Annotated in this window: 22 protein-coding genes and 1 pseudogene; 15 read left to right on the top strand and 8 right to left on the bottom strand. The window is 69.1% G+C overall.

The window, feature by feature from the left end; all coding sequences use genetic code 11:
• Positions 1-6 precede the first annotated feature (6 nt).
• From C2R22_RS05255 to C2R22_RS05240, 4 genes are all read left to right on the top strand, one after another.
• Entirely contained in the window at positions 7-663 is a 657-nt protein-coding gene (locus C2R22_RS05255; protein WP_103427575.1) for a LysE family translocator, read from the top strand.
• An 84-nt stretch (positions 664-747) separates the two neighbouring features.
• A complete protein-coding gene (locus C2R22_RS05250) occupies positions 748-1,803 on the top strand; it encodes an NAD(P)-dependent glycerol-1-phosphate dehydrogenase (protein ID WP_103424826.1) in 1,056 nt (351 codons plus the stop codon).
• A gap of 262 nt (positions 1,804-2,065) precedes the next feature.
• Positions 2,066-2,683 (top strand): DUF420 domain-containing protein, encoded by a 618-nt coding sequence (locus tag C2R22_RS05245; RefSeq protein ID WP_103424825.1) that lies wholly within the window; start codon positions 2,066-2,068, stop codon positions 2,681-2,683.
• Between the two features lie 389 nt (positions 2,684-3,072).
• On the top strand, positions 3,073-4,140 hold the full coding sequence (locus C2R22_RS05240) for a glycosyltransferase (RefSeq protein WP_103424824.1): 1,068 nt from the start codon (positions 3,073-3,075) through the stop codon (positions 4,138-4,140).
• Positions 4,141-4,176: 36 nt separating this feature from the next.
• Here the strand turns inward: C2R22_RS05240 and C2R22_RS05235 are convergent, their stop codons facing one another.
• Positions 4,177-4,788: a halocyanin domain-containing protein gene (locus C2R22_RS05235; RefSeq protein WP_394342386.1), complete on the bottom strand. Its 612-nt coding sequence runs from the start codon at positions 4,786-4,788 to the stop codon at positions 4,177-4,179.
• 107 nt (positions 4,789-4,895) lie between these two features.
• A complete protein-coding gene (locus tag C2R22_RS05230; RefSeq protein ID WP_103424822.1) occupies positions 4,896-5,954 on the bottom strand; it encodes a M42 family metallopeptidase in 1,059 nt (352 codons plus the stop codon).
• 231 nt (positions 5,955-6,185) lie between these two features.
• Between C2R22_RS05230 and C2R22_RS05225 the strand changes: the two genes are divergently transcribed.
• The 4 genes and pseudogenes from C2R22_RS05225 (at position 6,186) to C2R22_RS05210 (ending at position 10,361) form a co-directional block, all read left to right on the top strand.
• Positions 6,186-7,076, top strand: a complete 891-nt coding sequence (locus C2R22_RS05225; RefSeq protein ID WP_162562385.1) for a GAF domain-containing protein — start codon at positions 6,186-6,188, stop codon at positions 7,074-7,076.
• Positions 7,073-7,759: a DUF7504 family protein gene (locus C2R22_RS05220; RefSeq protein ID WP_103424820.1), complete on the top strand. Its 687-nt coding sequence runs from the start codon at positions 7,073-7,075 to the stop codon at positions 7,757-7,759. The genes C2R22_RS05225 and C2R22_RS05220 overlap by 4 nt, the downstream gene beginning before the upstream one ends.
• Positions 7,760-7,810: 51 nt before the next feature.
• Entirely contained in the window at positions 7,811-8,068 is a 258-nt protein-coding gene (locus C2R22_RS05215) for an MTH865 family protein (RefSeq protein ID WP_103424819.1), read from the top strand.
• A 425-nt stretch (positions 8,069-8,493) separates the two neighbouring features.
• Positions 8,494-10,361 (top strand): annotated as a pseudogene (locus tag C2R22_RS05210) (S9 family peptidase).
• Between the two features lie 129 nt (positions 10,362-10,490).
• Here C2R22_RS05210 and C2R22_RS05205 read toward each other — a convergent pair.
• The gene (locus C2R22_RS05205; RefSeq protein WP_103424818.1) at positions 10,491-11,195 is read right to left on the bottom strand and encodes a DUF4013 domain-containing protein; all 705 of its coding nucleotides are present in this window, start codon (positions 11,193-11,195) and stop codon (positions 10,491-10,493) included.
• 63 nt (positions 11,196-11,258) lie between these two features.
• Positions 11,259-11,687 (bottom strand): RDD family protein, encoded by a 429-nt coding sequence (locus C2R22_RS05200; RefSeq protein WP_216824793.1) that lies wholly within the window; start codon positions 11,685-11,687, stop codon positions 11,259-11,261.
• Between the two features lie 115 nt (positions 11,688-11,802).
• Between C2R22_RS05200 and C2R22_RS05195 the strand changes: the two genes are divergently transcribed.
• Both C2R22_RS05195 and meaB read left to right on the top strand, forming a co-directional pair.
• Positions 11,803-12,219, top strand: a complete 417-nt coding sequence (locus C2R22_RS05195; RefSeq protein WP_103424817.1) for a cobalamin B12-binding domain-containing protein — start codon at positions 11,803-11,805, stop codon at positions 12,217-12,219.
• 2 nt (positions 12,220-12,221) lie between these two features.
• The gene (meaB, locus tag C2R22_RS05190) at positions 12,222-13,283 is read left to right on the top strand and encodes a methylmalonyl Co-A mutase-associated GTPase MeaB (protein ID WP_103424816.1); all 1,062 of its coding nucleotides are present in this window, start codon (positions 12,222-12,224) and stop codon (positions 13,281-13,283) included.
• 28 nt (positions 13,284-13,311) lie between these two features.
• On the opposite strand, the gene C2R22_RS05185 is transcribed toward meaB, so the two are convergent.
• The 4 genes from C2R22_RS05185 to C2R22_RS05170 all read right to left on the bottom strand — a co-directional run bounded on the left by C2R22_RS05185 (position 13,312) and on the right by C2R22_RS05170 (position 17,529).
• A complete protein-coding gene (locus tag C2R22_RS05185; RefSeq protein ID WP_103424815.1) occupies positions 13,312-13,962 on the bottom strand; it encodes a hypothetical protein in 651 nt (216 codons plus the stop codon).
• A gap of 75 nt (positions 13,963-14,037) precedes the next feature.
• Positions 14,038-15,765, bottom strand: coding sequence for a b(o/a)3-type cytochrome-c oxidase subunit 1 (locus C2R22_RS05180; RefSeq protein ID WP_103424814.1), 1,728 nt, complete (start codon positions 15,763-15,765; stop codon positions 14,038-14,040).
• Positions 15,765-16,340, bottom strand: a complete 576-nt coding sequence (locus tag C2R22_RS05175) for a cytochrome c oxidase subunit II (RefSeq protein WP_103424813.1) — start codon at positions 16,338-16,340, stop codon at positions 15,765-15,767. Before C2R22_RS05175 ends, C2R22_RS05180 begins: the two co-directional genes overlap by 1 nt.
• 1 nt (position 16,341) lies before the next feature.
• Positions 16,342-17,529, bottom strand: coding sequence for a halocyanin domain-containing protein (locus C2R22_RS05170; RefSeq protein ID WP_103424812.1), 1,188 nt, complete (start codon positions 17,527-17,529; stop codon positions 16,342-16,344).
• Between the two features lie 223 nt (positions 17,530-17,752).
• Between C2R22_RS05170 and C2R22_RS05165 the strand changes: the two genes are divergently transcribed.
• The 5 genes from C2R22_RS05165 (at position 17,753) to C2R22_RS05145 (ending at position 22,928) form a co-directional block, all read left to right on the top strand.
• Positions 17,753-17,950: a hypothetical protein gene (locus tag C2R22_RS05165; protein WP_103424811.1), complete on the top strand. Its 198-nt coding sequence runs from the start codon at positions 17,753-17,755 to the stop codon at positions 17,948-17,950.
• Positions 17,951-17,956: 6 nt separating this feature from the next.
• Complete coding sequence (locus C2R22_RS05160) at positions 17,957-18,763, top strand: sulfite exporter TauE/SafE family protein (protein WP_103424810.1); 807 nt, start codon at positions 17,957-17,959, stop codon at positions 18,761-18,763.
• Between the two features lie 3 nt (positions 18,764-18,766).
• Positions 18,767-21,205, top strand: a complete 2,439-nt coding sequence (locus tag C2R22_RS05155) for a heavy metal translocating P-type ATPase (RefSeq protein ID WP_103424809.1) — start codon at positions 18,767-18,769, stop codon at positions 21,203-21,205.
• Positions 21,202-21,894 (top strand): DUF7546 family protein, encoded by a 693-nt coding sequence (locus C2R22_RS05150; protein WP_103424808.1) that lies wholly within the window; start codon positions 21,202-21,204, stop codon positions 21,892-21,894. The genes C2R22_RS05155 and C2R22_RS05150 overlap by 4 nt, the downstream gene beginning before the upstream one ends.
• An 83-nt stretch (positions 21,895-21,977) precedes the next feature.
• Positions 21,978-22,928 carry an alpha/beta fold hydrolase gene (locus C2R22_RS05145; RefSeq protein WP_103427573.1) on the top strand — a complete coding sequence of 317 codons (951 nt, stop codon included), beginning with the start codon at positions 21,978-21,980 and terminating at the stop codon, positions 22,926-22,928.
• The last annotated feature ends 8 nt before the right edge of the window (positions 22,929-22,936 follow it).

The following is a 22,936-nucleotide window of genomic DNA, read 5'->3' as shown; positions in this document are numbered from 1 at the left end:
GGCGTGGTGTTCGGGCTCGCACTCGCCGCCCCGCCTGGCCCGATGAACGCCGTCATCGCAGAGGAGAGCGTCCTTCGCGGCTGGACGGCCGGGTTCCGGACCGGCCTCGGTGCGATGACGGCTGACGCGGTGTTCTTCGTCCTCTCCCTGCTGGGTGTCGTCGCGTTCGTCGACCGGTTCCCGACGGTTCGTGGGGCGATGATCGGCGCGGGCGGCCTGCTCATGCTGTACTTCGCGTACGGCGCCGCTCGGGAGATCGGCGAGTCGTTCACGCCGGCCGAGGAGGCGGCCGCCGACGGCGGGGAGACCGGCGCGGGCTTCCGGAAGGCGTTCCTCCTCGCCATCGCGAATCCCTACCAGATCCTCTTTTGGCTCACCATCGGCGTCGCCCTGCTCGAATCGGGGCAGTTCGACGTGCTCGCACAGACGCCGTACGTGGGTGGCGACCTCGCGGGGCTCCTCGTCGTCGAAAAGGGGAGCCCGGCGCTCATCGTCGGCTTCTTCGGCGGTATCCTCGTGTGGGTCACCGGGTTCCCGGCGGCGCTCGTCACTGCCGAACGGCGGGTCGAGGCGTTCGCCCCGGCGGTGACGGCGCTCTCGGCGCTCGTGCTCGTCGGATTCGGTCTGCTGTTCCTCGCGGACGCCGCCGGGACGTTCCTCTGAGCGACGGGCGCGCGGTCGTCGACCGCACTGGGGAGCGAAAACGCAGTGCGAAGCCATATGACCCGCCCCCGTCGATAGCTGAGCATGTTCGACAAGTCGACGTGGATCAGGCTCCCGCGAAACGTCGTCATCGGTCACGGCGTCCTCGGCCAGGTCGGGGCGGCCGTCGACGACCTCTACCTCTCGGGGCAGCCCCTGCTGGTGACGAGCCCGACGCCCGAGCGGCTGGCCGGCGATCGGCTCCGCGCGCAGTTCCCCGTCGAACCGCACACGGTGACCGTCGAGCGGGCGAGCTTCGCCTCCGTCGAGGCGGTCGCCGAAACCGCTCAGGCGGAGGGGACCGACTACATCATCGCCCTCGGCGGCGGGAAGGCCATCGACATCGCGAAGATGGCCGCCGAGCGAGTCGACTGCGGCTTCGTCTCCGTTCCGACAGTGGCGAGCCACGACGGCATCGTCTCGGGTCGGTCGTCCATCCCCGAGGGCGACACCCGTCACTCGGTCGCGGCGGACCCGCCGCTCGCGGTCGTTGCCGACACTGAACTCCTCGCGCAGGCGCCGTGGGAACTCACCACGGCCGGCTGTGCGGACATCATCTCGAACTACACCGCCGTCAAGGACTGGCAACTGGCCCATCGGCTCAAGAACGTCGAGTACTCCGAGTACGCCGGGGCGCTCTCGGAGATGACGGCCGAGATGCTCGTGGACAGCGCCGACTCGATCAAGCCTGGGCTGGAGGAGGCCGCCTGGATCGTCGTGAAGGCGCTCGTCTCCTCCGGGGTGGCGATGAGCATCGCCGGCTCCTCACGACCCGCGTCGGGGGCGGAACACCTCTTCTCGCATCAACTCGACCGACTCATCCCGAACACCGCACTGCACGGCCATCAGGTCGGCGTCGGCTCCATCATGACCGAGTACCTCCACAGCGGCGAGAAGGGCCGGTGGCGGAACATCCGCGACGCGCTCGAACGCATCGACGCACCGACGACCGCGCGGGAACTCGGCGTCGACGACGAGGTGGTGATCGAGGCGCTCACCACGGCACACACGATCCGCGACCGCTACACCATCCTGGGCGACGGGATGAGCGAGGACGCGGCGCGCGAAGTCGCACGGGTGACCGGCGTCATTGAGGGGTAACGGCGGGGAGTGGCGAACAGCCGGCACGACTCGTCCACACGGCGACGTGCCGGACACCCGCGGAACGCCGTGCGGTCTCGGTCAGCGCATCGGTCGCGCTGGCCGCGTCTTCGTACATGAACCCTTGTAGGGGGTGCCGACGGTGACATCCCCCGACGACGCCGTAGCCACCGTCGCGTGCGACACGGGGCTGAGGTACCTCGTGGGCGACCTCTATCGATAAACCCGAACACGGATATCCACCCGCTCCCAACGGACGAATATGGCAACAGCCAGCGTGCGTGGTCCACTCAAAGAACACCCGGCCGCCGTGACGGCCGTGCTCTCCGTGGTGGGGTACGCGCTCGTCATCGGGACCTTTCTGGGGTACGTCCCCGACTCGGTGTTCCCGGAACTCACGCTCTCGGAGGTCAACCGCATCGCCGATGCCATCGCCGTCATCAACACGGCAGCGACCCTCCTCCTCGTCGCCGGCTGGCGCTTCATCCGGCGCGGCGAGGTTCGCAGACACGCCGCGTCGATGGTCGGCGCGTTCGCCCTCATCCTCGTCTTCCTCGTGCTCTACCTGACGAAGATCGGCGGCGGTGGCACCAAGGAGTTCGTCGGCCCCACCCTCCCGTACTACGCGTACCTCGCGATGCTCGCGGTTCACATCGTCCTCTCCGTGGTCTCCGTCCCCGTCGTGTTGCACGCGCTCGTCCTCGGAATCACTCACACGCCCGAGGAACTCCGCGCCGGGGGGACCCACCGAAAGGTCGGGCGCGTCGCCGCCAGCGCGTGGATTCTCTCCCTGTCGCTCGGCGTCGTCGCCTACGTGCTCCTCAACCACGTCTACGACTGGCAGTTCGTCGAGGCGCTCCTCCTCCCGGTCGTCCCCTGACTCGTGGTCACCCTCCCCCGAATCCGGGGTCGACCCTCGCTCGCCACGCGATGAAACCAGAGAGCGCCGCGAGCGTCGCGACCATGCCCCCGCGTTCCACCAACTGAGCGCACCCGTCGCGTAGCCGTAGCCGGCGGCGACGACGATGACGACGGCGAGGGCGGCGTAGACGCGCAGATACCACGCCTCGTACCAGGCGACGAACCGTCGTCTGGTGTCGGCCTCCGTCGCGGCGCTCTCGGCGTCGGTGTCCATACCACCGTCTTCGAGTGCGCAGACATAACGCGTGTGGCCGTCCTCGGTCCCGCACACGGGGACGACCGACAGTACGAACCGCCCGCCTTCGGGCTCTAGCAGGATTTATTACGCCGGCCGCACGCTCCGCGAGCATGCACGTCGCGTTCGTCTCGATGCGGACGGCACAGCACCACGAGACCGGCGCGACCGAACGAACACGACGGGTCGCCGAGGCGCTCGCGGCCCGCGGTCACGAGGTGACGGTCTGCTGTGCGCGGTGGTGGGGCGGCACCCTCCCGGCGTTCGACCAGAACGACGTCACCTACCGCGCGGTCACCGACGAGCCGGCAGCGGGCTCGTTCGGTTCGAAGCTCCCGTTTCGCCTCCTGAAGACGAAACCCGACGTCGTTCAGGCGGTCAACAGCCCGCCGGGGCACGTCGTCGCGGCGAAGCGAGCCTGTCGGCTCCTCCGCGTCCCGCTCGTCGTCGACTGGTGGCAGGACGCTGGCGACGACTGGGTCGGGTACAAACGCGCCGCCCGGGCGGCGAATCGGGTCCTCGTCCCCTCGGAACTCGTCCGGACGCAGGTTCGCGAACACGGCGCGGCCGAGGAGCGAATCGAGACGGTCCCCGAGAGCATCGACGTCGACCTCGTCCGCGACGCTCCGGTCGACCGGCGGGCGGACATCGTCTACGCCAACGACCTCGACGAGGGCTGCAACGTGGAGTCGTTCCTCCTCGCGCTCGCCGAACTGCGGACGCAGACGTGGCGCGCGGCCGTCATCGGGGACGGGCCGCTGCGCGAGACGACAGAGGAAACCGCGGCGGACCTCCGTATCGACGACCGGGTCGCGTTCCTCGGCGACCTCCCTCCCGAGGAGTTCGTTCCGATCCTGAAGGGAGCGCGAGTGTTCGCTCAGACGGCCGAACACGAGCCGTTCGCGACGGAACTCCTCTGGGCGCTCGCGTGTGGCTGTATCGGCCTCGTCGAGTACCAGGCCGGGTCGAGCGCGCACGAACTCGTCACCGGTACGGGGCGGGGGCGGCGGGTCACCTCGCCGCAGGAACTGGCGACGGCCATCTCGGACGCCGCCGACGAACCGCCCCGCACCCGGAGCGAGAACTACGCGGCGTACGACCACGACGCCGTCCTCGACCGCTACCTCGACGTCTATCGGGAAGCCATCGACGAGCGCGGCTTCTCGCTCGGGCTGTTCTGAGCGGTCGACGCGAAAACGGAGGGTGAGACGCTGCCGCTACTCCTCGGGCGTCTCGTAGTCGCCGCCGTACTTCATGAAGAAGAACGCGAGGCCGAGCGTGGCGACCATCGCGAACGTGGTTGCGACGCCGAGCGTCTTGGCGCTCTCGGGGACCTGTGGCGCACTGCTCCCGCCGCCACCACCGCCGACTTCGACGGTGGGGATGTCGCTCCCGACGGCGACTGCGCCGAGCATCCCGAGTGCCTCGTGCGGGGCACAGTGGTACTTCGTGATTCCCACCTGATCTTCTCCGAACGTATGCTCGTACGTCGTGCCGGCCTCGGAGACGGGAGCGCCGCTGTCGAGCGACGCCGGTCCCTCGCTGGAGACGACGTTGTGACCGCCGCCCTCGCCGGTCCACTCCCACGTGACTGTCGTTCCGGGGTCGACCCAGATGCCCGCCGGGGCGAACGCGAGCGCGCCGCCGTTGCCCTCTGCACCGACCTCCACGGTCACTTCGCTCTGTCCGCGCATGTCCTGGTAACCGCCGTCGACGCCATCGAGGTGGCCGCCCCAGTCCGGCTCCGTCGTCTGTGCCGCGGCGTTCCCTGACCCGGCCGCGACGGCCGCCGTCCCACCCGCGGCTGTCAGGAACGCCCGCCGCGACATCTGCGTGTCGCTCATGCTCGCGCCTTGGGGGTCGCCTGTAGTGAATACTTTGGTTCGTGTCCGCCGGGTCGCCGTTTCGACGACGACTCTGCCCGTCCCTCAGCGGGCTACAGAGAGTAGTCGTGCTCGCCGGTTTCGCTCTCGACGAACGCCGAGAGCAGGTCGACCATCGCGGCCACGTCGGTGACGTGCGCGCACTCGGTCGGTGTGTGGAGGTACCGCGTCGGAACCGACAGCGCCCCGACCGGGACGGCACCGCCGGCACGCTGGAGGTTCGCCGTGTCCGTCCCGCCGGCGGGCAGGACCTCTAGCTGGTGAGAGATTCCCTCGGAATCGGCCACGTCGCGGAGGCGACGGTTCACCTTCGGCGTCGTGATGACGCTCGAATCCTTCAGCTTCACCGCGACGCCCTCGCCCAGTTCCGTCACGTGGTCGGCCGCGTCGAACCCCGGGACGTCGTTCGCGACGGTGACGTCGAGCGCCAGCGCGAGGTCCGGGTCGAGGTCGACGCCGACGGCCTGGGCACCGCGGAGGCCGACCTCCTCTTGGACCGTCGCGACGAAGTGAACCGTCACGGCGGGGTCGTCGAGTCTGTGTGCGGCTTCGAGCATCGCGAACAGGCAGACGCGGTCGTCGAGCGCCTTTCCGGTGACGAGGTCGCCCATCCGCACCGTCGTCTGCTGCATCGTCACGAGGTCGCCGACGTCGACCCGTTCCTCGACCGTCTCCGACGGGAGGCCGAGGTCGACGTGGACGTCGGAGACCTGCTGTTCTTTCTCTTTCTGTTCGTCGGTCAGTGTGTGCGGCGGGACGGAGCCGATGACACCCGTGAGCGACTCTTCCCGCGTGTGGATGCGGACCCGCTGAGCCCGCAGGATTCGCGGATCCCACCCGCCGAGCGCGTCCAGCCGAAGGAACCCCTCGTCGGTGACGTGCCGCACCATGAAGCCGATCTCGTCCATGTGCGCCGCGACGACGACTTCGTAGTCGCCTCCCTCGACGGTCCCGACGACGTTCCCCATCGCGTCCGTCCGTACCTCGTCCGTCGCCGCCGTCAGTTCGCGTCGAACCGCGGCACGGACGTCCTCCTCGTACCCGGGAACCCCGTCGGTCTCGGTGAGTTCGCGGAGGAGTTCGAAGTCGAATTCGAGATCAGAGTCGCCCATGTCCGTCGGATGGACCGCGCCGTGTATAACTCTCACTTCCTCCCGGAGCGCCCGGTTCGATGCGGCTACTGAGGTTTCGACGCTGATAGCGAGCACCGAACGTTTATCGGCTCGACCGCTCTCTCCTGAGCCGTACATGACCGAGCAGGGGCGATGGTGGGCGTCGGGCGGGCGAAGCGGTCCGCCGCTCGGCGACCGACGGTTCGGCGTCGAGAAACGGAGGGGGCCGACGTGACGGAGACGGCCGTGCTCTGTGTCGACGCCGACGAGAGGGAACGAGAGCGAACGACTGCGGCGCTCTCGGCCGTCGAAGGACTGGTCCCGACGCCGTGCGGTTCCGTCGAGGTGGCCGTCCGGTTGCTCGCCAGCGAACCGTTCGACTGTCTCGTCACGGACTACGCTCTCCCGGACGGGACCGGTCTCGACGTGGTCGCGGCGGCACGCGAGGTTCGTCCCGACATCGGCTGTGTCCTCTTCACCGACACGCCCTTCGCCGACATCGACACGGGTGAGACGCCACACGCCGTCGTCGACCATCTCACGAGAGAGAGCGAGGCCGACTACGAGTATCTGCCACGGCTCGTCCAACACGTGGCCACCGCGCGGACGCACGCGTCGTACCCCCTCCCGTCCAACGAGAGCGAGCGGGTGGCTGCGCTCGCCGCGTACGACCTCGACGGCCTCACCGCAATCGACTCGTTCGACCGCCTGACCGCGCTCGCGTCACGGCAGTTCGAAGTCTCGTTCGCCTTCGTCGGCCTCGTCGACGCCCACGAGGAGCGGTTCCTCGCCTGTTACGGCGCCGAGTGGGACGCCCTCTCTCGGGAGGACACCATCTGCACGTACGCCATCCTCGAAGACGACGTGACGGTGGTCGAGGACGTCGCGGACGACCCCCGGTTCGCCGCGAACGAGGTGCTCTCGTCGCGCGGCATCCGCTCGTACGCCGGAGCGACGCTCGAAACGCCGGCGGGCGAGCCGGTCGGGATGTTCTGCGTGCTCGACGACGAGCCGCGGAGCTACACCGAGGACGAGCGCGAGTCGCTCCGACTGTTCGCGGCGGAGGCGGCCGAACAGCTCGAACTCCGACGTCGACTCTCGGCCACGGGGGGCTGCACGTGAGCGTCGAACCTCACCCGGACGGCGGAGCGCCCGTCGACGGCTACGGGTTCGCACCGAACCTCCCGGTCAGTCCGGTCGCGCGTGGCACCTCGCTCGTCGTGCGGGGAAGCGCCGAAGCCGACCCGAGCGCGCTGGCGATGCGGCTCCTCGCACCGGTCACAGAGCGGGACGTCGGCGCGTTGCTCGTCGAGACGGACGACACACAGCGGGGCGTCACTGCCCGATGGGCCGCGGGGACGAACGTCCCCCGCTCGCGGCTGGCTGTCGTCGACTGTAACGGTGAGCGGCGCGATTCACCAGACGGCCTCGGAGGGGCCGGCTACGTCTCACGGCCGAGCGACCTGACCGGCATCGGGATCAAGTGCGCGGAGGTCGCGCGCTCGTTCGTCGACGGGCCGCGCGGTCGGCTGCGCGTCGGCCTCGACTCCGTCTCGACGCTCCTGCTGTACTGTGACGACGTCCAGGCCGTGTACCGCTTCCTCCACGCGTTCACCGGGCGTATCCGGACGAGCGGACGGCTCGGTGTCTTCGTGTTCAACCCCGAGGTGCACGACCCGCGCGTCGCGAGGGTCACCTCCCGACCGTTCGACGCGGCAGTCGACGTGCGAGTCGGGGAGCGCGGTCAGCGGGAGGTCCGTGTCGACGGGGTCCCCGGCCAAACGCCTGCGTGGACGCCGCTCTGAGCGAATAGCGGTTCCGGAACGCTTTTGCACTTCTTCGGGCTGTGTCAACCCATGACCGACGTTGAGGCCGAACTCCGCGCACAGTTCGAAGACGCGTTCGGCGCCGCCGATTTCCCCGTAGAGAACCAGATGGACCTCGTCCCCGCGCTGCCCAACGGCCCGGGGACGACGTTCGAGGCAGGCGACGTCTCCTTCTCGGCGATGGAGCTCGCGACGAAGCTCAGCGGCCACCAGGAGTTCCCCTACCACTCGCTCGACGAACTCGTCGACGACGTGATGGCCGCGCTGAAGAGCGAAGGGATGCTCTGAGCCGACCAGGCTGACCCCGGGGCGACGCGAACTGACGGTTCGACGCGGCCGATTCTGCGACACGTAACACTCGACGGCGGCAGCCGTGGCTCACGCACTGCGGACAGCCGGCACCGGCAACTCCTCGTCCGCGCGGCGTCGTGCCGGACACCCGCTCACGCCGCGCGGCGACGGTCACGTCACGGTCCGGGCTGGCCGCGTCTTCGCATTTCAACTCGGGTGTCCGGCTGTGGCGTCGTGTGTTTACGAAGCGTGTGCGTAGCGGTGGCTGGGATCCGACCCGTCGTCGTCAGCGTCGGCGTCGAGAAGAGGAGACCGCGGCGTCGCCAGGGCGGTGTGACCACTCCCACCGCGACGCACCTCCTCGCCGAACACCACTCCCTCCCGTGGAAAGGGGTATACCCCCACCGGGTCAACGGGGGATAATGACCGACCCCGACGGACAGACGTCTCCCGTCCCCGCGTTCGACATCGAACGGTACCTGAACATCCGGAGCGCGTACGGCGCCTCTCTCTCCGCCGACGGGACGCTCGCGTTCCTGATGGACACGACGGGCGTCCCACAGGTGTGGACGCTCGATTCTCCGGGTAGCTGGCCCGACCAACACACCTTCTACGACGAGCGCGTCACGTTCCTTTCGTGGTCGCCCGAACGGCCCGAACTCGTCTTCGGCATGGACGAAGGCGGCAACGAGCGCCAGCAACTGTTCTTGCTCACTCCCGGTACGGGTGAGATACGGGACCTGACGGCGATGCCCGACGCGAAACACCGCTGGGGCGGCTGGAGCCACGACGGCGAGCGCGTGGCGTTCACCTCTAATCGGAGGGACGAGTCGGTGTTCGACGTGTACGTCCAGGGGCGCGACGAACGGGGCGACGACGCCCGGATGGTCGTCGAGGGAGACGGCTGGCTCACCCTCGGGGGTGGTCGCCCGACGACTCTCGACTCCTGGTGAACGAGGCGTATTCGAACTTCGACCAGGACGTCTCCGTGCTCGACGTCGAGTCGGGGGAACTCCGACACCTCACCCCCCACGAGGGCACCGTCCGCTACCAGAGCGCCTCGTGGGGACCCGACGGTAAGAACGTCTACCTCGTCACCGACGCGGGCGACGCGGACACGCTGTATCTCGCGCGAATCGACCTCGCGACGGGCGACCTCGAACCCGTCGCGGTCGAGGGCGAGTCCGACACGCCGGAGAACCGCAACTCGCCCGACGGCGGCTGGGAGGTCGACGGGGTCGCGGTCGACCAGGAGTCGCGACGGCTGGTGTTCTCGCGCAACGTCGACGGCTACACCGAACTCACCGTGGGTGAACTCACCGCCCCCGGCCGGGTCGACCCGCTCACGACCCCCGACCTCCCTCGCGGGACGGCCGGCGGCGTGAGCTTCGACGACGACGGCGACCGCTTTGCCCTCTCGGCGTCCGCGGCCGCGGACAACACGAACGTCCACGTCGTCGACGTCAAGACGGGCGAGACGGAGCGGTGGACGAAAGCGGCGACGGCGGGTATCCCCCGCGACACGTTCGTCGCGCCCGAACTCGTCCACTACCCGACCTTCGACGGGAGGGAGATCCCCGCGTACTTCTCGGTGCCCGAAGTCGAGGGGGAAGTCCCCGTCATCGTCGACATCCACGGCGGCCCCGAGTCCCAGCGCCGCCCCTCCTTCTCGGCGACGAAGCAGTACTTCCTCAACCACGGCTACGCCGTCTTCGAGCCGAACGTCCGCGGGTCGTCGGGGTACGGCAAGGCCTACGGCCACCTCGACGACGTCGAGAACCGCATGGACTCGGTCCGAGATATCGAGGCCGCCGTCGACTGGCTCTGTGACCACCCCGCCGTCGACCCCGACCGGGTCGTCGCGATGGGCGGCTCCTACGGCGGGTTCATGGTGCTCGCCGCGCTCACGGAGTACCCCGACCGGTGGGCCGCCGGCGTCGACATCGTCGGCATCGCCAACTTCGTCACGTTCCTCGAAAACACGGGCGACTGGCGCCGGAAACTGAGGGAGGCGGAGTACGGTTCCTTAGAGGACGACCGCGACTTTCTCCAGTCCATCTCGCCCACCAACAACATCGAACGCATCGCGGCCCCGCTGTTCGTCCTCCACGGGGAGAACGACCCGCGCGTCCCGGTGAGCGAGGCCCACCAGATCGTCGAGGAGGCCCGCGAACAGGGCGTCCCCGTCCGCGAACTCGTCTTCGAGGACGAGGGCCACGGCTTCTCGAAGCTGGAGAACCGAATCGAAGCCTACCGCGCGATCGTGGAGTTCCTCGACGAGCACGTCTGAGTGCGTTCGTGGAGTGGGTCCGAGCGTCGCCGAACGTACCGAGGAACGCGTGACTCAGCGTGCGTGACGAACCGCCACGGCCACGGTCGCGGCCGCGGTCGAGGGCAGCGCGAACGTGGCGTGCAATCCCTACACGGCCACTGTCGCGCCCGTTTCCGGAGTGTCGCCCACGCCGGTGGCGGCCGAAAACCCCATGCCCCAGAGCTTGAACGCGCAGATCTGGGCGTAGAAGACCACGAACACCCCGACGATCGCACCCAGGACCGGGACGACGTTGAGGACGCTCGTCACGACCCCCGCGACGAAGACGAACCCGACGCCGTAGAGCCACGGGATCGCGTACTCCCGGCTGAGCGCGACGTCCTTGATGACGGCCACGTCGAAGGCCGAACCGAGCGTTCCCTCGTGGGCGAAGTTGGCGAGTCCCACGAGCCCGAAGTAACCGAAGACGAGCGCGAGCAGGCCCGAGATCATCATCCCGCCGAACAGACCGGCGAGACCGAGGCCCGCCCCGGCGCGCGACCCGGTCGCCATCGCCGCGATGGAGCCACCGACGGTCACCGCGAAGACGATGAGGGGAATCAACTGGTAGACGAAGATGACGACGAACGCCATGACGCCTTCGCGAAGGAGCGACCCCCACTCGTCGAAAACGGGTGGCTCGGGGCTGTCGCGCATCCCCGCTCGGAGGACGCGCACGAGGTAGCCGTAGACGAGGAGGAGCGGGACGAACAGGACCGCAAAGAGGGTCAGCACCCCCCCGATTCCGATGGTTTTTATCCAGTCGTCCGACGCGAGCGGGTACTTCGCTGTCGCCTCGATGTCGAGAGCCATGAGCGTTCGGACATCATGGCCACAAACAATAAATACACCGAGAGGTTCGACGGGCCTCTCGACTCAGGCGGCCTCGACCACGACGGTGTCGCCGACGAGGTCACCGACCCGCTGCTTCCGGTCCGATACCAGGTACATCACGGCGAATCCGACGATGTAGAGCGTGGGGAGGGCGTCGACGAGGCGGAGGACGTTTCGGATCGCGGAAGCCGTCATGTCGCACGCACCGCCGTCCTCGTCGACGACGACGATACCCACGAGGCGCTTGCCGAGCGTCTGCCCGTACGTCCCCTCCATGTAGATGAAGTAGACGACGCCGACGAGACTGAGAAGCGGCGTGAGTATCCCCCCCAGTCGCCCGAGTAGGGCCCCGAAGATCGCGCCGGCGATCCCGACGACGACCGCGAGCAGGACCACGTCGATGACGAACGCGAGCACCCGTTTGACGACGACACTGTTCTCCGTTCCCAACTGCGGCCGTGGACGTTCCATTGGTCTGTTTCGCATCACACCGGAGACCGGAATAAGCATACCGCCGGCCGCGCGTCTCTCACGGTCGTCCGTGAGAGTCGTTAGAGTCAAACGACCCCCAAGCAAAGAAGGGGGTATGAGCGCAGACGCAGAGCAGCGGACCATCCGGTGTCTCATCGCCAAGGTCGGTCTCGACGGCCACGACCGGGGCGCACACGTCATCGCCCGGGCGTTCCGCGACGCCGGTTTCGAGGTCATCTACTCGGGACTCCACCGCGCGCCGGCCGAAATCGTCCAGGCCGCCGTCCAGGAGGACGTCGACGTCATCGGCATCTCTATCCTCTCGGGAGCGCACAACACGCTGGTGCCGAAGATCGTCGACGGTCTGAAGGAGTACGACGCGTTCGAGGACACCCTCATCCTCGTGGGGGGTATCATCCCCGACGAGGACCGCGAGCAGTTGAAAGAGATGGGCGTCGCCGAGGTGTTCGGCCCGGGCACGCCGATGCAGGAGACCATCGACTTCGTCCGCGAGAACGCGCCCGAACGATAACGATGAGCCAGGCCGAACTCGACCTCGTCGAGGACCTCCTCGGCGGTTCACACCGCGCACTGGCGCGGGCCATCACGAAGATCGAGAACCGCTCGCCGGGCTACCGCGACATCGTCTCGGCGCTGCACGAACACGCCGGGAGCGCCGAGGTCATCGGTATCACGGGTAGCCCCGGCGCGGGGAAGTCGACGCTCGTCGACAAACTCGTGAAGCGGTACCGCGACCGCGGAGAGACGGTCGGCGTCATCGCCGTCGACCCCTCCTCGCCGTACACGGGCGGTGCCGTCCTCGGCGACCGCATCCGGATGGCGTCGAACGTCGGCGACATGGACGTGTTCTTCCGGTCGATGTCCGCCCGCGGTCGACTCGGCGGCCTCTCGACGGCCACCTCCGACGCGGTGACCGCCCTCGACGCCTTCGGCAAGGACAGGGTCGTCATCGAGACGGTCGGGGCGGGGCAGAACGAGATAGACATCGTCCGCACCGCCGACTCCGTCGTCGTCCTCGTCCAGCCGGGGTCGGGCGACGACGTCCAGATGCTCAAGGCGGGCATCCTCGAAATCGGCGACGTCTTCGTCGTCAACAAGGCCGACATGGACGGGACCGCCCGGACGGTCGCCGAACTGGAGGAGATGATCCACCTCCGCAGCAACCCGAGGAAGAACCTCGACACCGGCCACCACCGTGTCGACGAGGCGCAGGGCGCGTCGGTCGTGAACGGCGAGCAGGAGGAAGAAGCGGCGACCTGGACGCCCGAGGTCGTCGAGACGGTCGCCACCTCCGGCGACGGCATCGACGACCTCGCCGAGTCGCTCGCGGCCCACCGCACCTTCCTGGAGGAGTCGGGTCGCCTCCGCGAGAAGGCACAGACCCGCTACGCCGAGGAGATCCGCCGGCTCGTCCAGTCGGACCTCTCGGACCTCGTCGAGCGGGAGTTCGACGCCCGCGGCGGCGTCGATGCCTTTGCGGCCGCAGTCGCCGACCGCGAGACCGACCCCTACACCGTCGCTGACGAGGTGGTCGCCCCCGTGCGCGCCTGCCTCGAAGAGACGGACGACGGGTGAACGCGACGGCGCGTCGAGTCGAACGGTGTCACGGCCTGGTCCCCTCCAGCGGGATGCGGCCGAGGTCGACCTCGTGGTCGGTCGCGTCGGCGTCGCCGACCGCCGTCCGGACGACGACGCGGTCCGGACGGGTCCCGGGCTGAAGCTGCCAGGTGCCGGTGACCTGCCCCGTCTCGCCCGACGGGACCGTCACGGGTTGGTGCGCCCCCTCGACGCGCCGGCCCTCTCGGGAGCGGAGCGACGCGAACTGAACGGTGTACGGCTCCGACCCGGTGTTCTCGACTTCGGCGGCGAGCGTGAGCACCCACCGGTCGTCGCCAGCGCGGAACGACGCGACGGTCAGCGTCTCCCGCTGGGAGGTCTCGGGGAGGAGTTCGTCGCCGACGCCGACGCCCGTCTCGCCGGGCGCCGCCGTCCCGGAGCCACCGTCGGCCGACCCGTCCGCCGCCTCGCTGTCGCTCCCGTTTTCGTCACCGTCGCCGTCGTCGCCGCCGAGCAGCGACTGCTCGATGAGGCCGGCGAACGTCGCCAGTTCGATGAGGACGGGGATGCCGATGCCGAAACCGACGAGGAGTCGGATGATGGTCCGTCGACGGTGAGCCTCGGCCTCCTCGGTGGCGGCGCTGGTGTCGGTGGCGGCGTCGGCGTCGGTCGTCTCTGTGGTCACGTCGTCTGACACGGGTGAAGTCACGTCCGCACGGACACGTGCGGCGTCAGCGTCGTTCGGAAACGGTTCGTCAGGCCGGAGAGCACCTCAGACCGGTATCGGCGGGCTCCCCGGCGCGAAGAGGCCGTCAGCGACCATCGACCACAGCGGCGGGCCGTAGGCGATGGCGACGAGGACGATGGCGATGAGCGCCCAGATGCGCAGGTCGTCGAGGACGACCGGGCTGTGTTCGGGCCCCGACAGCGGCTTCGGGAGTTCGCTGTTGACCTCCAGTTTCGCGCTCCGCTCGCCGAACCACGTCGCGACGACGACGGCGAGGAACATCAGGAGGGCGATGAAGAGGATGGTCCCGCCGATGGCGATCTGGAGGCGCATCTCCGCGATACCGCCGATGACGTTCTCGAACTCGACGTTCGCGTACTGCGGTTCGGCGGTGCGCCGGGGGACGCCCGCGAGCCCCGCGCGGTGCATCGCGTTCGACATGAGCGTCATGCCGACGAACCAGGTGAACGGCTGGACCATCGCGACCGTCTTCAGTTTGAGGTTCTTGCCCGTCACCTGTGGGAGGAGCCAGTAGGTGATGGCCATGAACGTCAGCGCCGCGGCCGTCCCCACGGTGAGGTGGAAGTGGCCGGGCACCCACAGCGTGTTGTGGATGAGGTAATTGATGTTCATCCCGGCGTTGATCATCCCGGAGAAGCCGCCGGCGGCGAACATCAGCCCCGCGAGCGCACAGCCCGAAAACGCGGGGTTGTCCCACGGGAGCGCGCGGAGCCAGCCCAGCCGACCGGTCCCGCCGCGCTGTCTCGCGCCGTGTTCCATGGAGGCGACGACGGTGAACGCGGTCAGCAACGAGGGGAGAAGCAGGAACATCGTGTTCGTCATCGCGATGAACTTGAAGCCCTCGGCGATGCCGGGGTCGACGTACTGGTGGTGGAAGCCGACCGGCGTCGAGAGGATGACGAAGAGGATGAACACCACCCGCGCGAGCGGGTCCGAGAAGAGCCGCCCGCCCGAGAGTTTGGGGAGAATAGTGTACCACACCAGGTACGCGGGCATCAGCCAGAAGTACACGACCGGGTGGCCGAAGTACCAGAACAGCGTTCTCGTCAGGAGGGGGTCGACGGCGGGGATGAGCCCGAGCGACCACGGCAGGAGGAAGACGACCACCTCGATGGCCACCCCCAGGGTGGAGATGTACCACATGAGCATCGTGGACAGCACCATGAACGTCCGGAGCGGGATGCGCTCGTCGGGGTGTTCCGCGCGCCACCTGCGGTAGGCGAGGAACCAGTCGACCCCGGCGACCCACGAGCCGACGATGAGCAGCGCCGCCCCGAGGTAGAAAATCGGGCTCGCCGCCATCGGCGCGTAGAACGTGAAGAGGACGTCGGCGCTCACCGGCCCTCCCGTCAGTCCGCCGACGATGGCGAACCCGGCCAGGAGCGTGCCGACGAACATCGTGCCGAACCACAGTTTCGACAGCCGCTCGCTCAGTTTCTCGTCGAGGCTCGCGACGACCGCCCACGAGAAGATACCGGTGATGAAGAACGTCGTGAACACCAGCGCGAGCAGGACGCCGTGGCCCGTCAAGAGGGTGTAGTAGTCCGCCGACGAGACGAACCCGCGGTAGATGCCCGTCCGGTGGAGCGCCTGGATGAGGCCGAAGAGGCCACCGACGCCGAGCGCGCCGAACGCCACCGCGAGGTTCAGCCGGACGATGAACGCGTCGTGGGGGTACTGGTCGACGAACGCCTCTCTGTCTATCGGAATCGCTTCACCGGCCGTCTCTTTGTACTCGTCTGCGAAAGCCATTATTCGTCTTCCTCCTCGGTGTCCGCATCGTTCACGGGGGCGTCCCGGTCGGCGACCGCGGGGTTCTGCAGGTCGGCGCTGGAGAAGTCCGACGGCGGTACGACCTGGAGCTGTCCCTCCATCGTGTGGTGGGCCGCCCCGCAGTACTCGTGGCAGATGATCCCGTAGCTTCTCGACTCTTCGAACCGGACAGTGATCTGCGTCACCTGCCCGGGAATCACCATCGTGTTGATGTTCGTTCCGGCGACCTCGAAGCCGTGGATGACGTCGCTCGACGTGATGTGGAACGTCACCGTCGACCCCGCCGGCACGCGGATCGGCTCGTTCGTTCCGGGCTCGAAGAGGAACTGCCGGGCGACGACGTACACCTCGTACTCGTTCTCTCCCACCTGATACGTTCCGGGCTCGCCGAAGCGCGGGTGGTCGTTCAGCGCGTTGGCGTCGACGGTTCCGCCGCTCTCGTCGACCATCTTCACCCCGGCCCCGACGGCGCCGTACGTGACGGTGCCGATGAAGCCGACGATGAGCAGGAGTGCCAGTGCGACCCAGAGCTTCTCGAATCGGTGTATCTCCATCTTATCCCACCACCGTTGGACCGTTGCCGAGGAACTCCACGAAGTACATGAACACCCACATCAGGACGAGGATGGCGAAGTACCCCAGGATGACCGTGAACGTCCCGACGGGGTCGAAGTCGTCGTGTTCGAGTTCGACCTGTGGCTCCTCGAACGCCGCCTCCGCGACCGGTTCGCGGTCGGGAACGTCGGGTTCGGCCGTCGGGTACCGGTTCTGGTTGATGGCGACGTACGCGACCACGCCGAGGATGGCGAGGAAGACCACGCTGAGGAGGCCCTGCGTGATCTGCAGCAGCCGAATAGCGCCCGCTGAAGCCTCGCCCTCGCCCTCCGCGCCGCCGCCCGGGGCGGCACCGACGACGACAGCGCCCTTCATCCCGAGCGAGAGGTGCGGCTCGCAGTAGTAGGTGTAGACGCCGGGCGTCTCGAACGTGTGCTCGTACGTGAAGCCCGTGTTCTCGATGGGCGCGTGCCCCTCCCAGCCCCCGCCGTCGGGCTGTTGCTCGACGAGGACGTTGTGGGTGTTCGACGTCCAGTTGAACGTCACCGTCGTCCCCGGACTCACCCGCACCGCCGGCGGAGCGAACGCGAAGGTGCCGCCGTTGCCCTGTGCGCCCACCTCGACTTCGACCGACTCCTCGCCCGTGAGGTTCTCCGTCGTGCCGTCGAAGTTGTCGACGTCGGCGAACCAGTCGCCGTACTCGGCTTCGACCACGGGGCCGTCGGCGCTCTCTTCGACGACGACGACGCCCTTCATCCCGAGCGAGAGGTGTGGCTCGCAGTAGTACTTGTAGACGCCTTCGACCTCGAACGTGTGTTCGAGCGTGAAGCCCGTGTTCTCGATGGGCGCGTGCCCCTCCCAGCCGGACGCCTCGGGTTGCTCTTCGAGGAGGACGTTGTGGGTGTTCGACGTCCAGTTGAACGTCACCGTCGTCCCCGGACTCACCCGCACCGCCGGCGGAGCGAACGCGAAGGTGCCGCCGTTGCCCTGTGCGCCCACCTCGATTTCGACCGACTCCTGCCCCGTGAGGTCCTCCGTCGTCCCGTCGTAGTTGTCGACGTCGGAGAGCCAGCCGTCGTAGTCGCCTCCCTGTGCGGCCGCGGGAGTCGATGCGGCACCGGCTCCAAGCGCCGTCGCGCCCGCGGCGAGGCCGCCGCGGAGCACGTCGCGGCGCGTCTGTCCACTCATCGCTTGCCACCTCCCCGAAGGAACGGTCCCGACACATCGACAGCGTTCTGTGCCATAGTCGTGCAGTCCACAGACAATCCCCTAAAGTGTTTCCGGGGTTACCAACACCCTACAACCGACAAAGAGCTTAAGCGGGCTGCCGTCGTCGGAATTCCTCCACGATGCTCCCGAGCGCTGGGAATCGGAGCGGCTTTTATTAGCCCGTGGCGGGTTACCGACGGGTATGAGCCTCCCGACGAACTGGGACCTTCGCACCGCGGTCGTGCTCGCACTGCTCGCGCTGTTGCCCGTGGCCGTGTTCATTCTCCTCAACGACACGCTCGTCGTCGCGCTGTCGCTGGTGAGCGTCCTCATCATCGGCCTCGCGCTCTTCTTGATGTTCTCGCCCTCAGAGGACACCGTCCGCCCGTCACAGGGGTGACGCTCGGTGGTCGCGCTCGGTGGGAGCCTCGCCGGTGAGTTCGTCGCCGTGACTGGCGTCGCCGCCCCCGAACTGGTCATCTTCCTCCTCATCGGTCTGCTCGGCGGGGCGCACTGTCTCGGGATGTGCGGCCCGCTCGTCGGGCTGTACGCCGACCGGATGGACTCGTCGACGAAGAGGAGAGAGGTCCGCCAGCACGCGCTGTTCAACCTGGGCCGGACGGCCGGCTACGCCCTCGCGGGCTTCCTCCTCGGCGGCGTCGGGGTGGTCGTCTTCGACGCCGCCTCGTTCGCGCGCGTCGCCACCCCGGTCCGGGGCGTCGTCGGCGTCGCCGCCGGCGCGTTCATCCTCGTCACCGGCGCGACCTACGTCTCCGGACGCACCGGCCGGGGGCACACGCCCTCGATTCCCGGCCTCACCGGCGTCTTCTCCCACGTGTCGGCGGCGCTGACCGCCCGGGTCGACCGCTGGGTGGGCGGGCCGCGCATCGTCGGGCTCGGGATGGTCCACGCCCTCCTCCCCTGTCCCATCCTCTACCCCGTCTACCTGTACGCGCTCGCTCGGGGGTCGCCGGTCGCCGGTGCGGTCTCGCTCGGTCTGGTCGGCATCGGGACGTTCCCGACGCTGTTCGCCTCGGGACTCGCCGTGGGCGCGCTCGGCGACGTCGCGCCCGCGAACCGCGCGCGGCTCCACCGCGTGCTCGGCGTCGCGTTCATCCTGTTGGGCTACGTGCCGCTCGCACACGGACTGATGCTGCTCGGGGTCGACGTGCTCCCGCACGTCGAGATTCCCGTCTACCAGCCGCTCGGATGACCCATGACGGACCGCTGTACCCTCTGTGACCTGCCGACGCCCGACCCACCCGTCACCGGACCGGACGTCGACGGCGCGTTCTGCTGTCAGGGCTGTCTCGTCGTCGCCCGCACGCTCGACGACGCCGCGGCGGCCGACCTCGCCCCCGAGGAGGTCGACACAGCAATCGACGACGCCGACGGGGCGGGCGGCGACGAGCGAACGCCGTCGGACGCCGTCGAGTCGTACCTCGCCGTGGACGGGATGCACTGTGCCACCTGCGAGGCGTTCGTCGAATCGCGGCTCCGAGGCGGCGGCGTGTACGACGCCGACGCCAGTTACGCCTCGGGGCTGGTGAAGGTGACGCACGAACCGGGAGCGGACACGGACGACCTCGTCGAGCGAATCGACGGCCTCGGCTACCGCGCCCGGAACGTCGACGACGAGCGCGAGCGGGACAGCTCCGACCAGGTCGGTCGCCTCCTCGTCGGCGGCTTCTTCGGCATGATGACGATGCTGTGGTACGTCCTCTTCCTCTACCCGACCTACCTGGGCGTCGACGCCTCGCTCCTCCTGTTCGACGTCTCTTCCCCGGCGGGAGCGTACCTCGTCGCCAACGTCTGGGTGATGGCGACGATCGTGTTGGTCTACACGGGCTTTCCCATCCTTCGGGGTGCGTACGTCAGTCTCCGAGCGGCGTCGCCGAACATGGACCTCCTCGTCGCCACCGCGGCCACGACCGCCTACGTCTACTCGACGCTTCTCGCGCTCACCGGCGCGAACGAACTGTACTTCGACATCACCGTCGTGGTCGTGCTCGCCGTCTCCATCGGCGGCTACTACGAGGAGCGACTGCGCGAGGCCGCGGCGGGGAGCCTGGCGGACCTCTCCGAGCGCCGCGTTTCCGAAGCCCGGGTGCGGACGGCGACGGGAACCGAGACGGTGTCGCTCGACGGCATCGGAGAGGGCGACGAGGTGGTCGTCCGGGCGGGCGAGACCGTTCCGGTCGACGGCGTCGTCAGCGAGGGGTCGGGCGCGGTCGACGAGTCGCTCGTCACCGGCGAGTCTCGCCCCGTTCGCCGGGAGGTCGGTGACAGCGTCCTCGGGGGGTCGCGCCTCAGAGAGGGGGGACTGGTCGTCGCCGCGGACGCCGAGGCGACCCGGACGCTCGACCGTCTCGTCGAACTCCAGTGGAGCCTCCGGACTCGGTCGGGCGCACAGCGGCTCGCCGACCGGCTCGCGGGCGTGTTCGTCCCGCTGGTCTTCGCGCTCGCCGTCGTCGCCGCGGGCGCACACCTCGCGCTCGGGGCCACGCCCACGAACGCGCTTTTGACCGGCCTCACCGTCCTCGTCGTCTCCTGTCCCTGCGCGCTCGGGCTGGCGACGCCGATGGCCGTTGCCGGAGGGGTTCGAGAGGCGCTCTCGCGGGGCGTCGTCGTCCGCTCGGGCGAACTGTTCGAGCGGGCCGACGAGACCGAGACCGTCGCATTCGACAAGACGGGGACGCTGACGACCGGCCGGATGGCGGTCCACGCGGTCGAGGGCGACGACGGGACGCTCGCGGTGGCGGCGGCGCTCGAACGGTTCGCGGACCATCCCGTCGCGGACGCCATCGTCGCGCGGGCGGAGCGCGACGGACGAGCGAACCGGGCCGAACCCCCGAGCGAGCAGCAGGCGGCAACACCGGACGGCGGCCGGGGGACGGTCACCGACGTCGAGACCCACCCCGGGCGGGGCGTCTCGGGCACCGTCGGCGGACGCGAGGCGCTCGTCGGGAGCGCCGACCTCTTCGCGGCCCGGGGATGGGGCGTCCCCGAGGAACTCGGCCGACGAGCAACAGAGACACGCGAGGCGGGGGCGGTGCCGGCGCTCGTCGGCTGGGACGGGGACGCGCGGGGACTCGTCGTCGCGGGCGACGAGCCCAGACCCGAGTGGGAAGCCGTCGTCGACGCGCTCTCCCGCGACCACCGTGTCGTCGTCGTCACGGGCGACGGCGAGGCGGCGACGGCCCCGTTCGCGGCCCACGACGGGGTCAGCGAGGTGTTCGCGGACACCCGACCCGAGGCGAAGGTCGCGCTCGTCGAGCGCCTCCGAGATGAGGGAGGCGTGGTGTTCGTCGGCGACGGGAGCAACGACGCCCCGGCGCTCGCCGCCGCGGACCTCGGCATCGCCCTCGAATCGGGGACGCCGCTCGCCGTCGACGCCGCCGACGCCGTCGTCACGACCGACGACCTCCGCACCGTCGAAACCGTCTTCGACGTGACGCGGGCCACCCGGCGGCGCATCAGGGAGAACCTCGGCTGGGCGTTCCTCTACAACGTCGTCGCCGTCCCGCTCGCGGCGGTCGGCCTCCTGAATCCGCTGTTCGCCGCCGTCGCGATGGCCACGAGCAGTCTCGTCGTCGTCGTGAACTCCCGGCGGGCGTATGACTCGACCGAAGAAACGGGGGGCGAACCGGCGTGAGCGCGCCCTTCGCCCTCCTCGGCCGCGACAGCGACCTCGACGCGCGGCGACTGGTGCTCGTCGCCGGCGCGCTCGTCGCGTGCGAACTGCTCGTCCTCGGCGCGTACTTCTCGCGCTCGTCGTACAGCGTGGTGGCCCCGCGGTACGTCCTCTACCCGTTCGTCTGGGTGAACGTCGCTCTCCTCGCGCTGCTCGTCGTCGACCGTCCCCGCGTGACGGGCCGGCGTCGCCTCCTCGCGCTCGGGGTGGGCGTCGGCTACCTGCTCGTGTTGACGTGGCTCGACGGGACGCTCGGGGCGGGAACGGGGGCGGGAACGCTTCGCGTGCTCGACCTCCCGCCCGGGTGGGGCCCGGCGCTCCTATACGACGATACGGTGCGCGTGGTGCTGTTGCCGTTCAAGACCGTCGGCTACGCCGTCCTCGCGTACCTCGTCTACCGCCTCGTCGCCGACGTCGCGAGCGCGGGGGCTGGCGTCGTCGGCGGGGCCGTCGGCTTCTTCTCTTGCGTGTCGTGTACGCTACCCGTCGCCGCCGCCGCGCTCTCGGGGCTCCTCGGCGGGACGGTCGGGGCCGTCGGCGTGACGGCGGGCGCGTGGTCGTACGACCTCTCCACGCTGGCGTACGTCGTCTCGGTCGGCCTGCTGGTGTGGCGACCAGCGGTCGGGGCGGCCGCGCGCGGACGCGACTGAAGACCGGTTCGACCCCTCGGAACCGACAGCGGACCGAGCGTGCAGCCGTGGGGGTCAAGTCGGTCGCGTCCGCAGGAGGGTGTATGAACGCGCGAAGCCTCGCGAAGGCCGCCGGCGTCGGTCTCGCCGCCGTCGGAAGCCTCACGGCACTCAATCGACTCCTCGCCGGGTCCGCCGACTCGCTCGAACCGCCACTCTCCGGTGACCATCGGACGTATCGCTGGCGCGGGATGGACGTCGCTTACACCGAGGCCGGCCCGGAGGACGCCCCGACGGTCGTGCTCTTGCACGGTATCAACGCCGCGGGGTCGTCGGGTGAGTTCCGGACGGTGTTCGACGAACTCGCGGACGACTACCACGTCGTCGCCCCCGACCTCCCCGGGTTCGGCTGTTCGGACCGTCCGTCGCTGCAGTACTCCGCGGCGCTGTACGAGGATTTCGTCGCCGACTTCCTCGCGGAGTACGACCGGCCGTCAGTGGTGGTCTCCTCGCTCACCACGGCGTACGTGGCGGCGGCGCTGTCGGACCCGTACACCGACGTCTCCGTCTCCCGTCTCGTCGCCGTCTGTCCCACCGCCACGGGTGGCCCGGACCGGCTGACGTGGCTGCGTGAACTCGTTCGAGCGCCGGTCGTGGGGACGGCGCTGTTCAACCTCCTCGCCTCGAAGCCCTCCATCCGGTACTTCAACGCCGACCACGGCTACTACGACATGGGGTCGGTCTCCGAGGAGTGGATGGCGTACGAGTGGCGGACGGCCCACCAGCCGAACGCCCGGTTCGCCCCCGCGTCGTTCATCTCGGGGTTCTTGAACTCGGAGGTCGACCTCGGCGAGGCGCTCGCGGGGCTCGACGTCCCCGTCACCTTCATCTGGGGGCGGGAGGCCGACATCACGCCGCTCTCTGACGGACGGGAACTCGCGGAGGAGGCGGACGCACGGCTGGTCGTCATCGACGACGCGAAACTCCTGCCGCACGTCGAGCACCCGTCGGCGTTCCTCGGGACGGTTCGGGAGGCGCTTTCGGCCCCGGCCTAACGCGAACG

The sequence above is a fragment of the Salinigranum rubrum genome (assembly GCF_002906575.1).
In the GTDB taxonomy this organism is placed as follows: Archaea; Halobacteriota; Halobacteria; order Halobacteriales; family Haloferacaceae; genus Salinigranum; species Salinigranum rubrum.
This window is presented reverse-complemented; position numbering and strand designations above follow the sequence as displayed.